13 protein-coding genes are annotated in these 18,182 nt (G+C 56.0%); 6 read left to right on the top strand and 7 right to left on the bottom strand.

Going from position 1 to position 18,182, the window contains the following annotated elements:
* Positions 1-48: 48 nt before the first annotated feature.
* Positions 49-363 carry a hypothetical protein gene (locus ACRBB0_RS12435; protein ID WP_431374753.1) on the bottom strand — a complete coding sequence of 105 codons (315 nt, stop codon included), beginning with the start codon at positions 361-363 and terminating at the stop codon, positions 49-51.
* The gene (locus tag ACRBB0_RS12430; RefSeq protein ID WP_431374752.1) at positions 360-938 is read right to left on the bottom strand and encodes a hypothetical protein; all 579 of its coding nucleotides are present in this window, start codon (positions 936-938) and stop codon (positions 360-362) included. Before ACRBB0_RS12430 ends, ACRBB0_RS12435 begins: the two co-directional genes overlap by 4 nt.
* Before the next feature lie 106 nt (positions 939-1,044).
* On the opposite strand from ACRBB0_RS12430, the gene ACRBB0_RS12425 reads away from it, so the two are divergent.
* Both ACRBB0_RS12425 and ACRBB0_RS12420 read left to right on the top strand, forming a co-directional pair.
* The gene (locus ACRBB0_RS12425) at positions 1,045-2,049 is read left to right on the top strand and encodes a hypothetical protein (protein ID WP_431374751.1); all 1,005 of its coding nucleotides are present in this window, start codon (positions 1,045-1,047) and stop codon (positions 2,047-2,049) included.
* A gap of 153 nt (positions 2,050-2,202) precedes the next feature.
* Positions 2,203-3,495 carry an O-acetylhomoserine aminocarboxypropyltransferase/cysteine synthase family protein gene (locus tag ACRBB0_RS12420; protein WP_431374750.1) on the top strand — a complete coding sequence of 431 codons (1,293 nt, stop codon included), beginning with the start codon at positions 2,203-2,205 and terminating at the stop codon, positions 3,493-3,495.
* Positions 3,496-3,569: 74 nt separating this feature from the next.
* On the opposite strand, the gene ACRBB0_RS12415 is transcribed toward ACRBB0_RS12420, so the two are convergent.
* Positions 3,570-4,259 carry an SIMPL domain-containing protein gene (locus ACRBB0_RS12415; protein WP_431374749.1) on the bottom strand — a complete coding sequence of 230 codons (690 nt, stop codon included), beginning with the start codon at positions 4,257-4,259 and terminating at the stop codon, positions 3,570-3,572.
* A gap of 165 nt (positions 4,260-4,424) precedes the next feature.
* Between ACRBB0_RS12415 and ACRBB0_RS12410 the strand changes: the two genes are divergently transcribed.
* Positions 4,425-7,550 (top strand): hypothetical protein, encoded by a 3,126-nt coding sequence (locus tag ACRBB0_RS12410; protein WP_431374748.1) that lies wholly within the window; start codon positions 4,425-4,427, stop codon positions 7,548-7,550.
* Between the two features lie 63 nt (positions 7,551-7,613).
* On the opposite strand, the gene hppD is transcribed toward ACRBB0_RS12410, so the two are convergent.
* A complete protein-coding gene (hppD, locus tag ACRBB0_RS12405) occupies positions 7,614-8,711 on the bottom strand; it encodes a 4-hydroxyphenylpyruvate dioxygenase (protein WP_431374747.1) in 1,098 nt (365 codons plus the stop codon).
* Positions 8,712-8,843: 132 nt separating this feature from the next.
* Here hppD and ACRBB0_RS12400 point away from each other — a divergent pair, with 132 nt between their 5' ends.
* Entirely contained in the window at positions 8,844-9,305 is a 462-nt protein-coding gene (locus ACRBB0_RS12400; RefSeq protein WP_431374746.1) for an Lrp/AsnC family transcriptional regulator, read from the top strand.
* A 59-nt stretch (positions 9,306-9,364) separates the two neighbouring features.
* Here ACRBB0_RS12400 and ACRBB0_RS12395 read toward each other — a convergent pair whose 3' ends face one another.
* Complete coding sequence (locus tag ACRBB0_RS12395; protein WP_431374745.1) at positions 9,365-11,857, bottom strand: ATP-dependent helicase; 2,493 nt, start codon at positions 11,855-11,857, stop codon at positions 9,365-9,367.
* Positions 11,858-11,934: 77 nt separating this feature from the next.
* Positions 11,935-12,417, bottom strand: a complete 483-nt coding sequence (locus ACRBB0_RS12390; RefSeq protein WP_431374744.1) for a hypothetical protein — start codon at positions 12,415-12,417, stop codon at positions 11,935-11,937.
* A gap of 123 nt (positions 12,418-12,540) precedes the next feature.
* Between ACRBB0_RS12390 and ACRBB0_RS12385 the strand changes: the two genes are divergently transcribed.
* Entirely contained in the window at positions 12,541-13,692 is a 1,152-nt protein-coding gene (locus ACRBB0_RS12385; RefSeq protein ID WP_431374743.1) for an alpha-hydroxy acid oxidase, read from the top strand.
* Positions 13,693-13,987: 295 nt separating this feature from the next.
* Positions 13,988-17,431, top strand: a complete 3,444-nt coding sequence (locus ACRBB0_RS12380) for a pyruvate carboxylase (protein WP_431374742.1) — start codon at positions 13,988-13,990, stop codon at positions 17,429-17,431.
* Positions 17,432-17,520: 89 nt separating this feature from the next.
* Here the strand turns inward: ACRBB0_RS12380 and ACRBB0_RS12375 are convergent, their stop codons facing one another.
* Positions 17,521-18,045, bottom strand: coding sequence for a hypothetical protein (locus ACRBB0_RS12375; RefSeq protein WP_431374741.1), 525 nt, complete (start codon positions 18,043-18,045; stop codon positions 17,521-17,523).
* Between the last annotated feature and the right edge of the window lie 137 nt (positions 18,046-18,182).

Below are 18,182 nucleotides of genomic sequence, written 5' to 3'. Positions count from 1 at the left end.
GCCTGATCGCAGGTCTCGTTTCGCGTCAACCGGTGATCCTGAACAAAACTAGCCGTGATCTTGATGGATATCCCAAGTAAATCGGAGCAACTCACCATTGCTGGTTATCTGGTCCAGAACCGATAGGATAACGTCATGTGATAGTGGTGCCGCGATCACGGTGAAGTGCGAGGTGCCGCCATGAAACCGCCCCCCGCTTGCCACAACTTGGTCGCCAAAGTGGTTCAACGCTTCTGGTGTCGTGACCCAGCACCAGCGATGCTGGCCATCTGACATGTGAATGTCGACTTCGATGGCACATTTGCGCTGTTCGTTCAGCCCGTCCAGGATTTTAATACGCTCAATCTTGAGTTCTGAACTCACGGCATCAATGCGCCTTTGCGGTTATAGGTCACCCGTTCCGTGGTCAGATCGTCATAAATCAACTCAACCGTCACGGTGTCAACCGACCCCAAAGCATATTCGCGATACGGCAACCCGTCTTCAGGCTTCATCACGTTGGGGCTGTTGGTGTCTTCGTGGCACTTGGGCAGCGGCCATTCCTCTAGCGGCTCATCATTGACTGCGTATTTCATCGCCACCAACCCACACCGCCACGACCAGATATGTGTCACATAGACCAAATCCTGCCCGTTATATTCGCGAATCGCGATCCAGGCGTTGCGCGTGGCATTCATGATCGGTTTGACCTCAAGCGCCGTGGTAAAGCGTCCACTGGCGACCTGCTGTTCGGCCTTATAAGGCAACACCTCAGGAACCGGTTCGGCCTTTGGTTTTGCTCCGGGCGGAAGCTCCTCTCCGCCACCACCGGCTTTGGCCGCAGCCGGAGCCGCCTGCACGCCGGTGTCTAAAACCAGGGTTTCGCGATCAGCACCACCTGCCCCGGCGTCTCCGCCACCGCCAGCTATGGCCAAAACAATCAATAAAACGTCGAGCATTGTGCGCTCCTGTTTGGAATTCATGACCTATCGACAGATCAACGCTTTTGGACGCCTGATTTCCTGCCTATAGTACCCGCAAAAGACAAACACGGGCAGCCCCAGCATGGCACGCAACGCGCGCGCACCTCAAACTGTAAATATTTGCATAGTAGGCCAATCTGGGCGATTGCAATACGAGGCCGTGCTGTTCGCTGCTTCTTTGCGGCGCAATACTCCGTCACAACGGTTTCGCCTGCTGATTGCCGAACCTCAGCCCGGACCGCTCTGGCCAAACGATCCGCGCATCTCGGACCCGGCCTGTCGCGCTTTGCTGATGGATTTAGGGGCCGAGTTTGTGCCCTTTGAGAGCCAGCATTTTGGCCATGCCTATCCCTATGGCAACAAAATCGAAGCGCTGGCCGCTCTCCCCCAAGGCGAACCCTTTGTGTTTTTTGACACCGACACGCTGGTCACTGGCGATCTGGATCAGGTGCCGTTTGACTTTGAGCGGCCAACGGCCTCGATGAAACGCGAAGGCACTTGGCCGCAACTCGAAATTTATGGCCCCGGTTATTCACAGATTTGGAAATCGCTTTATGATCGGTTTGAGTTGAATTTCGAAAGTTCGCTCGATCTCAGCTGGCCCGACGAATATTGGCGGCGATACCTCTATTTTAACGCTGGGTTCTTCTTTTACCGCTGTCCAAAAACCTTTGGCGATCTGTTTTTGAAATTCGCGCTGGAAATCCGTGATAACGCCCCGCGCGAATTGGTCTGTCAGAGCCTGGACCCCTGGCTGGATCAAGTGGCCCTGCCATTGGTGATACACGCCTTGAACGGTGGGCGGGATACGCTGCCCGACGGATTGTTGGATGGTGACATCACTTGTCATTACAGGCTGTTGCCGCTCATGTATGCCCGCGAAAGCGATGCGGTGATTGACTGCCTCGAGGACATCACCGCGCCCAATAAGATCAAGAAAGTGCTCAAGGCTTATGATCCGTTCAAGCGGATGATCTATCAATCACGTGGCCAAAAGGTACGGGCGCTGTTTGACCGCGATGACCTGCCCCGCAAGGAACAGGCGATCCGTAACAAGATCAAACGCGAAGGGTTTTGGATGCGTTAACCCGCACCGCTGCGGAACAAAAGTTCCAAACGGCCCCACAAAGATGGAACAATAGTTCCAACTGACACGTTGCTAAATCATTTTCGCAAATGCCCCGTTGCCGGTTGGGCATCAATCCCTTACGCATGCTGCAAAGACTTTAGGGAGAGAACCATGACAGACGCCCCCACATACGGCTTTGACACGTTGCAAATCCATGCCGGAGCCCGGCCAGATCCGGCCACCGGCGCGCGCCAAACACCGATTTATCAAACCACCGCTTACGTGTTTCGCGATGCGGAACATGCGGCGGCGTTGTTCAATCTCCAAGAAGTTGGATACATTTATTCCCGCCTGACCAACCCAACCGTTGCGGTCTTGCAAGAACGTGTTGCAACGCTTGAGGGCGGTGTTGGTGCGGTGGCCTGTTCCTCAGGTCACGCAGCGCAGATCATGGCGCTGTTCCCATTGATGGCCCCCGGTTTGAACGTGGTTGTCTCGACCCGTCTTTACGGTGGATCGATCACGCAGTTTAGCCAGACCATCAAGCGTTTCGGCTGGGAGGCCAAATTCGTTGATTTCGACGATCTCGACGCCGTTGAAGCCGCGATTGACGAAAATACCCGTGCGGTCTTCTGTGAATCCATTGCCAATCCGGGCGGCTATATCACTGATCTTGATGCGATTTCGGCTGTGGCAGACAAAGCGGGGCTGCCGCTTATCGTCGACAACACATCGGCCACTCCATACCTGTGTAACCCGATCCAACATGGTGCAACACTGGTCGTGCATTCTTTGACCAAATACCTGACCGGCAACGGCACAGTCACCGGTGGCATCGTGGTCGACAGCGGCAAGTTCGACTGGTCCGCCAGCGACAAGTTTCCCTCGCTGAGCGCCCCCGAGCCAGCCTATCATGGGCTCAAATTCCACGAGACTTTTGGCCCGCTGGCCTTTACGTTCCACGGTATTGCCATTGGCCTGCGTGACTTGGGCATGACGCTCAACCCGCAAGCGGCACATTACACGCTGATGGGCACCGAAACCCTGTCACTGCGCATGCAACGCCACGTTGAAAACGCCCAGACCATCGCAAGCTGGCTCGAAGCGCATCCGGCGGTCGAAGAGGTGACATATGCTGGCTTGCCATCCTCGCCCTATAACAACCGCGTCGCGCGCATCTGCCCCAAAGGGGCCGGTGGTTTATTCACCGTTGCGCTGAAAGGCGGCTATGATTCCTGCGTGAAATTCGTGGATTCACTGGAAATCTTTAGCCACGTCGCCAATTTGGGTGACACGCGTAGCCTTGTCATTCACTCGGCCTCAACAACCCACCGCCAGTTGACACCAGAGCAACAAACCGCAGCTGGCGCGGGCCCCAATGTTGTACGGATTTCGATTGGTATTGAGGACGCAACCGACTTGATTGGTGATCTGGAACAGGCTTTGGCCAAGGCCAGCAGCTAACCAAAAAGGTCGCCATAGGACGACCTTGGAAAGCAAGGACAGGCGGGGGCTATATCCCCGCCTTTCTTTTGACCTTATCGGGCGATTTCAAAGACCATCGTTACCCTCGCGGTGGCTTCGATTTCCCCCGCCGCCACAGGCACATCAGCCGCCATCGCCTCTAGCATCGGCGCATCACGGTGCATCGAAGTTTGCACCATCGGATCTGCCGTATCACGGATCGAGATCACCGGCCCGAGATCAACACCGGCCGCGTCGGCATAGAGCGCGGCCTTGGCCATTGCGTCCTTGACCGCGCGACGGCGCGCCTCGTCTTCCAAAACCTGTGGGTTTTGCACGCCCCAACTCAGGTTGGACAACGAGTTGGCACCATCCTCCAGAACCGCCGCCAAAACAGCGCTAAGCCGCGATAAATCCTTCACTCGAATCGTCAGGATATTGCTGGCCTCAAAGCCTTCAAAAACCTCGACATCCTTGTCGCGATCCCACCGGGCCAGACGGTTCAACCGCAACGACGACGTCTGAATGTCGCGTTCTTCGACACCTTGGGCACGTAACCGGGCGATCACCGATTCCAAAACCGCCGACGTGCCATTCATTGCCGTGATTGGGTCTTTGCCCCGCTCTTTCGCACCCAATGACAAGGTCGCCATATCCGGGGCGGTGACAACGTTCGCTTCTCCTGAAACAGTGATGAAGGCCTCACTCTCAGCCAAAACCGGGGACGCCAAAAGCAAAGCTACGACAAGTGTAAGGGCACGCATGGGTTGCCTCCTTTAAAGATACCTTCCGGGCATGTTGCGCTGGAACTTGCCACTTACAAGACCCTCGGCGCGAAGTTTCTTTGCGTCGGCAAACAGTTGCTGTATTATATTTGCATCAGGCAATAAGACTCCCATAGCCAAGGCAAGGCTGGTAAAGACGGCTCCATGGTACCAAATTTTGCACTTTCTCTGTCCTTCGAAGGCATCGCGCTGCTGCGACGCACCGGTGATGTTTGGGCACAAATTCAAGAGGTTCCGCTAGATGGCGGTGACCTCGAAGCCGCTGTTCTGGGGTTGCGAAACCGCGCGGAAGATCTGGACCCCGCCGGCGCTCAGGTCACGTTGGTTATTCCAAACGAACAAATTCGATATCTAGATGTCGAAGACTTGGGCGGTGATGCCTCTGCACAGGATGTGGCTGTTCGAACCGCCTTGGATGGGGCGACGCCTTATCCCGTCGATGAATTGGTGTATGATTTTGCGGTTCACAATGGCCGCATTTTCATCGCTGCCGTCGCACGCGAAACGCTTGACGAAGCGGAAGATTTTGCACGCCAGAATGGCTTTGAGCCGGTGGGTCACGCGGCCATTGCTCCCGATGGGCAATTTGACGGCGCGGTTTTCTTTGGGCCTGCCGGGTCTTGGAGCGGCAGCGCGCCAGAGCGTCTTCCCAACACCATCGCGATCGTTCCTGCAAACGACGCGGCCCTGCTCCCCCTTGCGGCTGTTTCCTTGGAAGACGAAGGCAACGGCTGGCCAGAGCAGGACGATGACACAGACCAAGAACCAGAGGTCGATCAACATCAGGATGCACAGCCTGATATCCAACAGCCCGAGGCTGACGAAGCGGAAACCCCAGCGGTTGCAGTAGAACCGGACGCTGAGCCGGAAATCGCCCCCACGCAACTGTCGGCCCAACAACAAGAGTTGGATTTTGCAGAGCCTGCAACAGACGTTGTGATTGCCCCAGAGGGGGACGCGCCTTCTGACACAGCGCTCCAAGCTGACCCTGACGCCCATGAAGACACTGGCGACCAGAGCGATGAGCCTGAGTTAATCGCAGCTGAGTCTTTGGAAAAACGTCAGGACAGTCAGCTTGATCACACAGACGCCCAAGCCGCTTCTAAAGACCAACTGCCTCAGGCCGAAAACTCTTTGGCCGAAAACTCTTTGGCCGAAGCCCCTCTGGCCGAAGTTCCTCTGGCCCAAGATTTTGATCTGATTGAAGAACGTGATTTCGTCTCCGACAAAGAGCCCGATGCAGAACTGTCAGAGCCTATCACCGAAACGCTCGTAGAACCTGCTGAGTCGGAAACGCCGCCTCCGGCCATGTCGTTTTCGACCATCCGTGCCACCCGCGATGGTTCGGATATGCCTGCCCCACTCAAAGACCGAACGGTTGAGACGCAAGAGCGGCCAGCAGCGCAGGTTAAACCTCGGTTTACCCCTGTCGCAACACGCGACACTGCCGTCAAGGAAGCCGGTGTGACATCGGCTCGTTTGGATACTGAGGACGCCAAGCTAGGATCGCCCGTTGCGGCACCAAAGGTGGCTCCCGCCCCGATGTCTCCCAAAGCGCCATCGGCTCCGGTGCGCACGACACCTCAGGATCAAGCTGACGCGGCCCCAAGCACGGCTCCGGCGCTTGCGCGTTTGGCAGCTTTGCGCGCCCGGTCCGACAAACCCGTTCAGGACAACAAGGACGCTGACGGTGCTGCGCCTGACGTAGTACCGCAGCCCTCAAAGGCCGCTTCTGCAAAGGGGCGCGGCGCTTTGGCTGGTCTTGCCGCAGCGCGACAAACGAAAACCACCCAAGAGCCCGCCGTTTCCGCCCCAGAACAGCCAGAGGCGGTTCCGGAGAAAAGTGGAAAATCGGCCCTTGGACGCATCGCTGCCTTGCGCGCCAAGCCCAAGACCGAAACAGCCGACCCAACGCTTGCCGAAACGGCGGCCGCATCGCTGACTTCGCAAAGCGAGCGAGATCGTCTCACTGTTTTTGGCGCACGCAATCACGCTCAGATCGGCGGGAAACCCCGTTTCTTGGGCCTCCTTTTGACTGCGGGGCTCTTGCTCTTTATGGCGGGGGTCGCGGCCTGGGCATCGGTGTTCTTGGATGACGGTCTGGCTGGCCTATTTGGAACCGACCCAGACGAGCCTGCGATTGCTGTCGCTCCTGAAATCGCGCCAGAGGGTGTGGCGACACCCGAGATTCCGACTCTGCGTCCTTCGGATGAACCCAAAGAGGAAGATGCGGACATTCAGCTCGCGGCTCTGGATTTGGGCCCAACCACAGATGCGCCCAAGCCCCGTTCGCTGCCTATTGTACCGCAAATGCTGTCACCCGAAGAGGCCGCAGCCACATACGCTGCGACAGGCATTTGGCAGCGGGCCCCAGTCGCGCCGCATGGGTTGCCCGAAGACAACGTTGATAACATTTATGTCGCGTCGATTGACCCCGCAGTACAAGAAGCCGATGCCATCGCCCTTCCATCACCTTCTGCCCTCGCACAAGAGCCTCTGCTCGAGCCTCAGCGGTTGCCACCACCCGCAGGGCAAGTCTTTGACATGGATTCACGCGGCTTGGTGCGCGCAACCCCTCAAGGGGCCCTAAGCCCCGATGGTGTCAGAGTTTTTGCGGGCCTGCCACCTGTAATCCCACCTCAGCGCAGCGTAGCAGCAGCGCCTCAAGCCGCAGATCCGGTGCCGCCAATCAACCAAGCCCTGAGCAAACTACGCCCGCGTTTGCGGCCTGAAAACCTGGTTGAAACCCGTGAACGCGCGGTTCTCAGCGGCATTTCAAGATCTGAGCTTGCGGCCATCCGGCCTGTTATGCGGCCAAAAACCGTGCAGGAAGAAGCGGTGGTTCAAGAACCGGATGCACCTGCAACTGATCGTGCTGTTACATCTTCGCTTGCCCCCATTGGTCGGCCCCGTGATATGGCTGCAATTGTACGACGCGCCGAGAGGTCAGCCGCTGCTGCCCCGTCTAACGAACCTGTACAAACTGCCGCGATTGCCCCAAGAACAGTGACGCCCGCCGCCCCGACGTCGCGCGGCGTGGCCCAATCGGCAACGGTGCGCAACGCAATTAATCTCAATAAAATCAGCCTGATAGGCGTGTATGGAACCCCCGCCAATCGCCGCGCCTTGGTCCGTCTCCCAAACGGTAAATACAAAAAGGTCAAAGTTGGTGATCGGTTGGATGGTGGTCGCGTTGCCGCAATCGGGGATGGTGATTTGCGCTATACCAAAAGCGGGCGCAATCTGACTTTGAAAATGCCCCGTAGCTAAGTTGACCAACGTCAAACGCCGCCCCGATCTGGGACGGCGCTGTACAATATTGGCAAAATCAGATCACTCTGCGGCGCTGAGTTCACCACTTTCGATTTGCTCACGTTCAATAGATTCGAACAGAGCTTTGAAATTCCCCTCGCCAAAGCCGTCATCGCCTTTGCGCTGAATAAACTCAAAAAAGATTGGCCCGATCACCGTTTTTGAGAAGATTTGCAGCAAAATCTTGGTCTCACCACCATCATCGACACCCTCACCATCAATCAAGATGCCATGTTTCATCATCTTGTCTTTGGGTTCATCATGGCCCACCACACGGTCATAAGACAGATCGTAATAGGTCTCATTTGGGCCGGGCATGAACTTGATTCCCTTTTGGGCGATCTCATCGGTCGAATGATAAATATCCTTGGATCCGACAGCGATGTGCTGAATCCCTTCGCCATTGTATTTCTTGAGATAGGCCACAATCTGCCCCGTCTCGCCCCGGTCTTCATTGATTGGAATACGAATGCGCCCACAAGGTGACGTCAAAGCACGCGACCGCAGACCTGTGAATTTTCCCTCAATGTCAAAGAAGCGAATTTCCTTGAAGTTGAACAGATCACCGTAGAATTTGAACCACTTGTCCATGTTGCCTTTGACGACATTATGCGTGAGGTGATCGAGGTAAAAGAAACCAACGCCACGTGGTTTGGACTCTGCGATCCAGTCAAACTCTTGGTTATAAGGCGACGTGTCGTAATACTGATCGGTAAAGTACAACAGGCTGCCACCGATGCCTCGGATAGCAGGCCAATCAACGGTTTTGTCATCGCCCTCATAGGCTTCCGCGCCTTGGGAAACCGCATAGTCAAACGCCTTTTGCGCGTCGACAACCCGCCACGCCATTGAGGGGGCACAGGGCCCGTGCTCTTCGACAAAACGCGCGGCAAAACTATTGGCTTCGGCGTTGATGACATAGGTGATATCGCCCTGCTGCCATAGCTCAATAGCCTTGGTTTTGTGATTGGCAACATGCTGATAGCCCATAGATGCAAAGAGATCGCGCAATTCCTGAGGCTCTGGATGTGCGTATTCAACAAACTCAAACCCATCGGTGCCGGCAGGGTTTTCAACACTTATTGTCGATTGCGGTGCGTCATGTGGGAATGGGCCCATTGGATGTCTCCTTTAAAAGTTCCACCAACAATATAGCTTTTACGGCCTGCGCTGTTTGCGCATTGTTGCGGCATAATTTCTCATTTCCGCGTCACGATTGCGTAAATTTCAAAAATGACGCTAAATGCCCGCATGAAACTGGAATCCGCCGACATAACGCTACTGACCTTACTGCAAAAGAACGGTCACGCCACAGCCCAGGAGTTGGGTGACGCTCTCAATCTGTCTGCCAGTCAAGCCAGCCGCCGACGGCAGAGGTTAGAAGAATGTGGTGTCATTCAAGGCTATCGCGCTCGGCTAGATCCCAACATGCTTGGCCTATCTGTTCAGGCTTTTGTACAAGTTCAATTGGCCAGCCACGGGCCTGAACAAGGAGCTGGGTTTTCCCGGCTCATGCGGACCCGCGCCGAGATAACGTCAGTTTGGACGATGACGGGTGAAGCAGACTACCTGTTGCGCGTGTGGTGTCCTGATCTTGCCGCACTTAACCGGCTGATCCATGACGTGTTGCTCGCCCACCCCGTTGTCGCGCGTGTGCACAGTCAGATCGTGATGGATCAGCCAAAAGAAGACGCGCCGCTTCCAGTCTTTTAGTCAAAACGCGAGGTCGACACGCACGCTGATCGATTTTTCGCCGAAAAATCGCCGCCCGTTCAAAACGGCACGTCATCCACCGCATCGGCCCCAACGATAAAGCGGGACACAACTTTTTTCAGTCCGGCTTTTTCAAACTCGATCTCAACTTTGTCGCCTTCGACACCGACAACAGCCCCATAGCCAAATTTCTGATGAAACACCCGTTCTCCAACCATAAAGGCTGCGACGGCCTGCATATCAATCACCGTATTGCGGCTCTCTTTGGGTTGGCTCATCGGGCGCTCTTGACTTCGAGCTTGCAAGCGTTTCCAGCCCGGCGAATTGTAGACATTCGCTTCAGCGGCACGCGTTTCCAATCCAGAAGACGCGCCGCCTGCCAGCCCACCCGAAGACATTCCACCAGGAGCCGCCGCTCCATAATTTCCGCCATACAAACCGGGCGGTGTTAAAACCTCCACATGCTCTTCAGGCAGTTCATCGACAAAACGTGACGGCAGCTGGCTTTGCCATTGTCCAAATACCCGCCGGTTGCCAGCAAAGGAAATTGTACACACCCTCTCGGCCCGTGTGATCCCCACATATGCAAGCCGTCGCTCTTCTTCGAGCCCTTTGACACCGCTCTCGTCCATTGATCGCTGTGACGGAAACAACCCGTCTTCCCAGCCGGGTAAAAACACCGCCGGAAACTCCAACCCTTTGGCACCGTGTAACGTCATGATCGAGACCTTAGCCCCGCCATCATCGCTTTCATTATCCATAACCAGCGCCACATGCTCCAAGAACCCTTGCAAGTTCTCGAAATTTTCCAATGCTTTGACCAGTTCTTTGAGGTTTTCAAGCCGACCAGGCGCTTCGGGCGTTTTGTCGTTTTGCCACATGCCTGTATAGCCGCTTTCATCCAGGATGATTTGGGCCAGTTCCACATGGCTCACTTCGGACTTTTGTGGCTGTGGCTGTAACAGATCCTCAACAAGTGAGTCGCCATCCGCCGCAACAGTGGCCCTCATCATCCTCCCCCAGCGGGCGATATTAACCACCAATTCGCCAAGCGCTTTGGCCCCCCGGCCCTTGATCACGCCCTGTTCAATCGCCAGCGCGGCCCCATCCAAAAGCGACACGCCGTTTTCACGGGCCATCAGCTGAATGTTTTGCTGGGCTTTATCACCCAACCCGCGCTTGGGCGTGTTCACAATCCGCTCAAACGCCAAATCATCATCGGGCGAGGTCACGATGCGGAAGTAAGCCATTGCATCACGGATCTCCATCCGCTCGTAAAAGCGTGGGCCGCCAATGACGCGATAGGGCAATCCAATGGTCAAGAACCGGTCTTCAAAGGCCCGCATCTGATGCGAAGCCCGCACCAAAATCGCCATGTCATCAAGGTTAACCGGCTCGGCGCCTCGTGTACCGCGCTGCATTGCTTCGATTTCATCACCGATCCAGCGCGCTTCTTCTTCGCCATCCCAATGGCCAATCAGACGCACTTTTTCACCCTGCTCTTCAGCCGTCCAAAGCTCCTTGCCCAATCGGTTAGAGTTGCCCCGGATCACACCAGAAGCCGCGGCCAGAATATGCGGGGTCGAGCGGTAATTCTGCTCAAGACGAACCACATGTGCGCCTTCGAAATCCTTTTCAAAACGCAAAATGTTGCCAACTTCGGCACCGCGCCAGCCGTAAATCGACTGATCATCATCCCCAACACAGCAAATATTGCGATGTCCCTGCGCCAGCAAACGCAGCCACAAATACTGGGCAACGTTGGTATCTTGATATTCGTCCACCATGATGTAGCGGAACCAGTTTTGGTATTTGCGCAAAATATCCGGGTGGGCCTGAAAGATCGTCACCACATGCAGCAACAAATCACCAAAATCGACGGCGTTCAGTTCCAATAAGCGGCGCTGATACTGATCATAAAGCTCAGGACCACGATGATTATAGGCCCCGGCATCCGCAGACGGGATTTTGTCAGGCGTCAACGCCCGGTTTTTCCAACCATCAATGATCGACGCCAATTGCCGTGCTGGCCAGCGTTTGTCATCAATGCCAGCCGCGCGGATCAACTGTTTGAGCAAGCGCAGCTGATCATCGGAATCCAAAATGGTAAAGTTCGATTTCAGATGCAGCACCGGTTTGCCATCGACAACCGCATCATCGTCATCGGCTCCGACCAATTCCGCATGGCGGCGCAATAATTTCACACAGATCGAATGAAAGGTCCCAAGCCAAGGCATCCCCTCGACCGTTTCGCCGAGCATCCGTCCAACGCGATTCTTCATCTCGCGCGCGGCTTTGTTGGTAAATGTCACCGCCAGAATTTCGTTTGGTCGGGCGCGATTTGTGTTCATCAAATGCACAATTCGCGCGGTGAGCGCCTTGGTCTTGCCCGTCCCGGCTCCGGCCAGCATCAAAACCGGCCCGTCCAAGGTTTCAACGGCCTGGCGTTGTGCTGGGTTCAGCTCATCCAAATAGGGAGCCGGGCGCGCCATCATAGCGCGGGCCGACAGTGACGCGCCTTCGAAGGCGTCCATCTCATCAAAACTGCTCATAGAGAGGAGTTTATCGAAACCATGCCCCGATGGGAAGCGGTGTTCGCACTATGTTCACAAGGCTTTTTTGGCCAGGATCAGGCCGCAAACCGATCGGCATTGGCGCGGGCTGATTGAAACAGCGGCGCTTTGTCACCGGTTTCGGTGTCGAACTGCACCCGTGTCAAAAATGGTTCGGCATCCAGACCAGAACAAACCGTCTTTTCCGCCAGCGACGCCAGCGCCAGCTTCGCCACAAGGTTGGGGTTCACATTGGCACCAAGTACACAATGAACCGAAGGGTAAGCCCTTGGTACTGGTTCAGAATCCCGCTCAACCGTTGGGGTTAGGAACATGGTGACCAGTTGCGAATTTCGCGTTTCCGCCAATCGCAACAAGCGCGCATGGCTGGGGCCTTTGGGGCCCTTGTCGATGACCAAAACATCCACCAAGGACCGGCGCAAACATGCCTCGGCCACTTGCAAATTACCTGTTCCGGTCACCTGCAAACCCGCCTCAAGAAAGGCGATCATCGAAAGGTCAAGCCGCCCAGGTTGCGTATCAACTATCAAACAGTGCATCACATGCTCCCTCAATTCTTGTCCCGACTCAGTTTTCGTCAAAACCATTTAAAATTGGATGAACCGGCATGATCTCTTTTGAGAGGGCTGGACAGTGCGCGCCATCTGTCCACAAATGCCGGAATGGATTTGGATCTTACTTACCCCGCTGTCTCAGACTTGCGCCGACGTGCCCGGCGCCGCGTTCCGCATTTCGCTTTTGAATATCTCGACAGCAGCACCGGCAGAGAGCTTCAGGCGACGCGCAACCGCGATGCGTTGGATGCGGTGTTGTTTATGCCTGACATTCTAAAGGGGGCGATTGATCCCCAGTTTGAAACCACATTCATGGGCCAAACCTATAGCCGCCCGTTCGGGATTGCGCCTGTTGGAATGGCCGGCGTGATGTGGCCGGGGGCGGAACGTTATCTCTCCGGTTTCGCGCAAAAGGCCCGCATTCCTTATGGTCTCTCCACCGTGGCCACCCGCCTGCCCGAGGAAATTGGCCCCATTGCCGGGGATATGGGATGGTTTCAGCTCTATTGCCCTTCTGATCCGGACATCCGGCGCGATATGTTGCGCCGGGCCCGCGACGCTGGATTTACCAAACTGATTCTGACCGTAGATGTGCCCGACGATAGCCGCCGCGAACGGCAACGCCGTGCAAAACTCAGCCTGCCGCCCAAAATCACACCCCGTGTCATTTGGGAGGTTCTGACGCATCCGCAATGGGCGCTTGGCACTCTTAGAACCGGGGCCCCGCGTCTGCGCTTGCCCGAGAGCTATGTTGACACATCTCAGTCCCGATCCTCTTTGGCCCATGCGGGTCATATTATTAGGGGGGCCCCCGACTGGGACACCCTCTCAGCCCTGCGCGACGAATGGAGCGGCGATCTGCTTGTCAAAGGTGTGATGTGTCCAGACGCGGCCAAAAAGCTGGTCACGGCTGGGGTTGATGCGATCTGGGTCTCAAACCACACCGCACGTCAGTTTGAACCCGGCCCCGCCTCGATTGATGCGCTCCCCGATATCCGAAAAGCCGTCGGCCCAGATATGCCGCTGATTTTCGACAGTGGCGTCGCCTCGGGCATGGACGTTTTGCGCGCTCTGGCTTTGGGCGCTGATTTCGTGATGTTGGGACGCGCGTGGCACTATGCGGTGGGCGCGCTGGGGGCGCGTGGGCCTGAGCATCTGATGCATATCCTGACAGATGACATGAAACTCAACATGGCGCAGATCGGGGTTCAGAATTTGGGAGCGCTATCAGAGCGCCTCATTCGGCCACCGGCAAAATAGGACAGTAATTGCGACCTATTGGGAGTTCCTTGCGAATCCAATGATTTTTGGACGAATCCTTTGTCTTCAATGACTTTGCAGGAATTGCAAAGTTTTGGAAATCGTATAGCAAATTTTGCAAATATTCCATTTAGGTAAATAGAGCTGACCTTAAAAATCGGAAATTTCGGCGATTTTTTGGCTTTCTTGATTGCTAATCCAAGATCACCTGCCGATAAAACCGCTGCAATGCGGCAAGGCCGGTCCTATTCCTGCACAAAGCCGCTCGACACTAAGTTCCTAAGGAGCCGCTCCTATGACCACTTTCAACAAAATCCTGATCGCCAACCGAGGTGAAATTGCCATTCGCGTGATGCGCGCGGCAAACGAGATGGGAAAGCGGACGGTTGCGATTTATGCCGAAGAAGACAAGCTTGGCCTGCACCGGTTCAAAGCCGACGAAGCCTATAAAATCGGTGAGGGCATGGGCCCCGTCGCGGCCTATCTGAGCATTGAGGAAATCATTCGGGTTGCCAAAGAATGCGGCGCGGATGCGATCCACCCCGGCTATGGTCTGTTGTCGGAAAACCCTGATTTCGTCGACGCTTGTGAAGCCAACGGCATCACCTTTATCGGCCCCAAGGCCGCCACTATGCGTGCGCTTGGTGACAAGGCCTCGGCGCGTAAAGTTGCTGTCGAAGCAGGCGTGCCGGTGATCCCGGCGACTGAAGTGCTTGGCGATGACATGGACGCCATCAAAGCCGAGGCGGCCGCAGTCGGTTATCCTTTGATGCTCAAGGCATCATGGGGCGGCGGCGGACGCGGCATGCGTCCTATCGAACATGAAGACGAGCTGGCGGAAAAAGTCATGGAAGGCCGGCGCGAGGCGGAAGCCGCCTTTGGCAATGGCGAAGGCTATCTGGAAAAGATGATCACCCGCGCCCGTCACGTCGAAGTTCAGATCCTGGGCGACAAACAGGGCAATATCTATCACCTATATGAGCGTGATTGCTCGGTTCAGCGCCGCAACCAAAAAGTCGTGGAACGCGCCCCTGCCCCTTATCTCTCCGAAGCCCAGCGCGAAGAAATCTGTGAGCTTGGTCGCAAGATTTGCGCCCATGTGAACTATGAATGCGCCGGCACTGTCGAATTCCTGATGGATATGAACACAGGCAAGTTTTACTTCATCGAAGTCAACCCACGTGTGCAGGTGGAACACACCGTCACCGAAGAGGTCACTGGCATCGACATCGTTCAGGCACAAATCCTGATTGCTGAGGGCAAATCCCTCGCCGAAGCCACTGGTAAAGCGTCACAATATGACATTCGCCTCAACGGTCACGCCTTGCAGACCCGCGTCACCACCGAGGATCCGCAAAACAACTTTATCCCCGATTATGGCCGTATCACCGCCTATCGTAGCGCTACAGGCATGGGCATTCGCCTGGACGGTGGCACCGCCTATGCGGGCGGGGTGATCACCCGCTACTATGACAGCTTGCTGACCAAGGTGACTGCCAAGGCGCAAACACCCGAGGCCGCGATTGCACGTATGGATCGGGCCTTGCGCGAATTCCGGGTGCGCGGCGTGTCCACCAACATCGCCTTTGTGGAAAACCTGCTGAAACATCCGGTGTTCTTGAACAATCAGTACACCACCAAATTCATCGACGAGACGCCCGAGCTGTTCCAGTTCAAAAAGCGTCGGGATCGCGGCACCAAGGTCTTGACCTATATCGCCGATATCACCGTGAACGGTCACCCGGAGACACAAGGGCGCGCTGAACCGGCGTCTGACCTGCGGACCGCCAAACCACCTGCGTTGAAGGCCGAGACCCCGGCACCGGGCACCAAGACATTGCTTGAGGCCAAAGGACCCCAAGCCGTTGCCGATTGGCTGTCAGAGCGCAAAGAGCTTTTGATCACCGACACCACCATGCGCGACGGGCACCAATCGCTTTTGGCCACGCGGATGCGCTCAATCGATATGATCGGGGCCGCGCCCGCCTATGCCCACAATCTACCCCAGCTGTTCAGCGTCGAATGCTGGGGCGGCGCGACATTCGATGTGGCCTATCGCTTCTTGCAGGAATGCCCCTGGCAGCGTCTGCGCGACCTTCGCGCCCGTATGCCCAATGTGATGACACAGATGTTGTTGCGGGGCGCAAACGGTGTTGGATACACCAATTACCCTGACAATGTGGTTCAGTTCTTTGTGCGCCAGGCCGCTGAAACTGGCGTGGATGTCTTCCGGGTCTTTGACAGCCTGAACTGGGTGGAAAACATGCGCGTCGCAATGGATGCGGTGCTGGACAGTGGCCGGGTGCTAGAAGGCACAATTTGCTATACAGGTGATATTCTCGACCCGGATCGCGCCAAATATGACCTGAAATATTATGTCGCCATGGGCCAAGAACTCAAGGCCGCTGGTGCCCATGTTCTGGGCCTCAAGGATATGGCTGGCCTGCTCAAAGCCTCTGCGGCTGGTCCTCTGGTTAAGGCCCTCAAGGAAGAGGTCGGCCTACCGATCCACTTCCACACCCACGACACCTCCGGCGCAGCGATTGCCACCATTATCGCCGCGGCCAACGCGGGTGTTGATGTGGTCGATGCCGCGATGGACAGCTTCTCGGGCAACACCTCGCAGCCGACCCTTGGCTCGGTTGTCGAGGCCTTGCGTCATACAGATCGTGACACCGGTCTTGATATGGGGGCCGTGCGCGACATGTCGAACTATTTCGAAGCGGTGCGCGGGCAATACGCAGCCTTTGAAAGCGGCCAACAGGCCCCTGCCTCAGAGGTCTATCTGCACGAAATGCCCGGCGGTCAGTTCACCAACCTCAAAGCCCAAGCCCGCTCTATGGGGCTTGAGGAGCGCTGGCACGAGGTTGCTCAGACCTATGCCGATGTGAACCGGATGTTTGGCGACATCGTCAAGGTGACACCATCCTCCAAAGTGGTCGGCGACATGGCCCTGATGATGGTCTCCCAAGGCTTGGACCGCGATCAGGTCGAAGACCCCAATACGGACGTCAGCTTCCCCGATAGCGTCATCGACATGATGAAAGGCAACCTCGGGCAGCCCCCCGGTGGCTGGCCTAAAAAGATCCAGAAAAAGATCCTCAAGGACGAGAAAGCCTTTACAGAACGTCCCGGCCTACACGCCCAGGCCGTCGATATCGAAGCAACCCGTGCGTCATTGTCTGAACAGCTCGAGGGCAAACCCATCGATGATGAGGATCTGAATGGCTATTTGATGTACCCCAAGGTCTTCCTTGATTACATGGGCCGCCATCGGACCTATGGCCCGGTGCGGACTTTGCCAACACGGACCTTCTTCTACGGAATGAATCCCGGCGAAGAAATCACCGCCGAAATCGACCCCGGCAAGACATTGGAAATCCGCCTGCAAGCGCTTGGGGAAACCGATGAAAAGGGTGAGGTTAAGGTCTTCTTTGAACTCAACGGTCAACCGCGTACGATCCGCGTCCCGAACCGCAAAGTCGCGGCTGAAACCGTCGCACGCCCCAAAGCCGATCCCGCAAATGAGGGTCATATCGGCGCGCCCATGCCCGGCGTTGTTGCTTCGGTTGCGGTCCAGGCCGGTCAATCGGTCAAAGAGGGCGACCTGCTGTTGACCATCGAAGCCATGAAGATGGAAACCGGCCTGCATGCCGAACGTGACGCGGTTGTCACCAGCATCCACGTCACCCCAGGCACACAGATCGATGCCAAGGACCTCTTGGTCGAATTGGACTAAGCGCCATAGGCCGGACCTGCGCGGATGCAATACCCGCATTCAGGTCCGGCCCATCAAACAGACCTATTTTGAACGTCTGACCGGTTTGCTCAATCGTTTCTTAGCGGTGGCAGCAAATTCTCAACACCCTCCAAATCCAAATTTAAGTTCAGGGCCGCTCCGGGCGCAGGTGCCTTGAGGCGTTCCACAATATGGTACCCTGTCGGGAGCCGATCCATCCAATCGCCCATCCATGAAACCCCACATTTTTGCAACGCAATGATGATTGCTGGTGGTGTTTTGGCTCGGCCAACGGCACCGCGCCCTTCGCCCGGTGAATTGATGGTTTCAAAGGCACGGGCCGGTGTTTCGCTTTGATCCAAAATCACAGCCCACGTGACATGCCAGCCCAGCAACCCATGCAAAAAATAAATGTCGGAATCGACCTCGACCCAACGCGCCATGTCAAACACATCGGGGTTCTTCGGTTTGTAAACCGCGCGATCCTCAAGACATTCTAAAACGTTGGGCGGGGCAATCGCCCCGTTTTCAGCACGCGCCGGTATTCCTGCCGAAATAGCCGCCGAAATAGCCAAAGACCAAATGACCCGCGACAAGACAGGTAGCGTTTTCATCGACCAAACCGAAAGAGCGCGAAATACACAAAGGCCAAAATGAGAGCCCCGTTGAAGACGTTCAACTCAAAGCTGCCAAAATAGAAAATTGAACCTATACCAAAAAACAGGAATACTACTCTAGCAGCCCAGTTCGG

Source organism: Pelagimonas sp. (genome assembly GCF_050633425.1).
In the GTDB taxonomy this organism is placed as follows: Bacteria; Pseudomonadota; Alphaproteobacteria; order Rhodobacterales; family Rhodobacteraceae; genus Pelagimonas.
The sequence above is the reverse complement of the archived record's forward strand: the minus strand, read 5'-3'. Positions and strand labels throughout refer to the sequence as shown.

Excerpts from the sequence above, each read along its gene's own strand:
- ACRBB0_RS12375 (WP_431374741.1), bottom strand. The coding sequence starts at position 18,045 with ATGAAAACGCTACCTGTCTTGTCGCGGGTCATTTGGTCTTTGGCTATT.
- ACRBB0_RS12395 (WP_431374745.1), bottom strand. The coding sequence starts at position 11,857 with ATGAGCAGTTTTGATGAGATGGACGCCTTCGAAGGCGCGTCACTGTCG.
- ACRBB0_RS12380 (WP_431374742.1), top strand. The coding sequence starts at position 13,988 with ATGACCACTTTCAACAAAATCCTGATCGCCAACCGAGGTGAAATTGCC.
- ACRBB0_RS12420 (WP_431374750.1), top strand. The coding sequence starts at position 2,203 with ATGACAGACGCCCCCACATACGGCTTTGACACGTTGCAAATCCATGCC.
- hppD (WP_431374747.1), bottom strand. The coding sequence starts at position 8,711 with ATGGGCCCATTCCCACATGACGCACCGCAATCGACAATAAGTGTTGAA.
- ACRBB0_RS12390 (WP_431374744.1), bottom strand. The coding sequence starts at position 12,417 with ATGCACTGTTTGATAGTTGATACGCAACCTGGGCGGCTTGACCTTTCG.
- ACRBB0_RS12425 (WP_431374751.1), top strand. The coding sequence starts at position 1,045 with ATGGCACGCAACGCGCGCGCACCTCAAACTGTAAATATTTGCATAGTA.
- ACRBB0_RS12385 (WP_431374743.1), top strand. The coding sequence starts at position 12,541 with ATGGATTTGGATCTTACTTACCCCGCTGTCTCAGACTTGCGCCGACGT.
- ACRBB0_RS12430 (WP_431374752.1), bottom strand. The coding sequence starts at position 938 with ATGCTCGACGTTTTATTGATTGTTTTGGCCATAGCTGGCGGTGGCGGA.
- ACRBB0_RS12400 (WP_431374746.1), top strand. The coding sequence starts at position 8,844 with ATGAAACTGGAATCCGCCGACATAACGCTACTGACCTTACTGCAAAAG.
- ACRBB0_RS12415 (WP_431374749.1), bottom strand. The coding sequence starts at position 4,259 with ATGCGTGCCCTTACACTTGTCGTAGCTTTGCTTTTGGCGTCCCCGGTT.
- ACRBB0_RS12410 (WP_431374748.1), top strand. The coding sequence starts at position 4,425 with ATGGTACCAAATTTTGCACTTTCTCTGTCCTTCGAAGGCATCGCGCTG.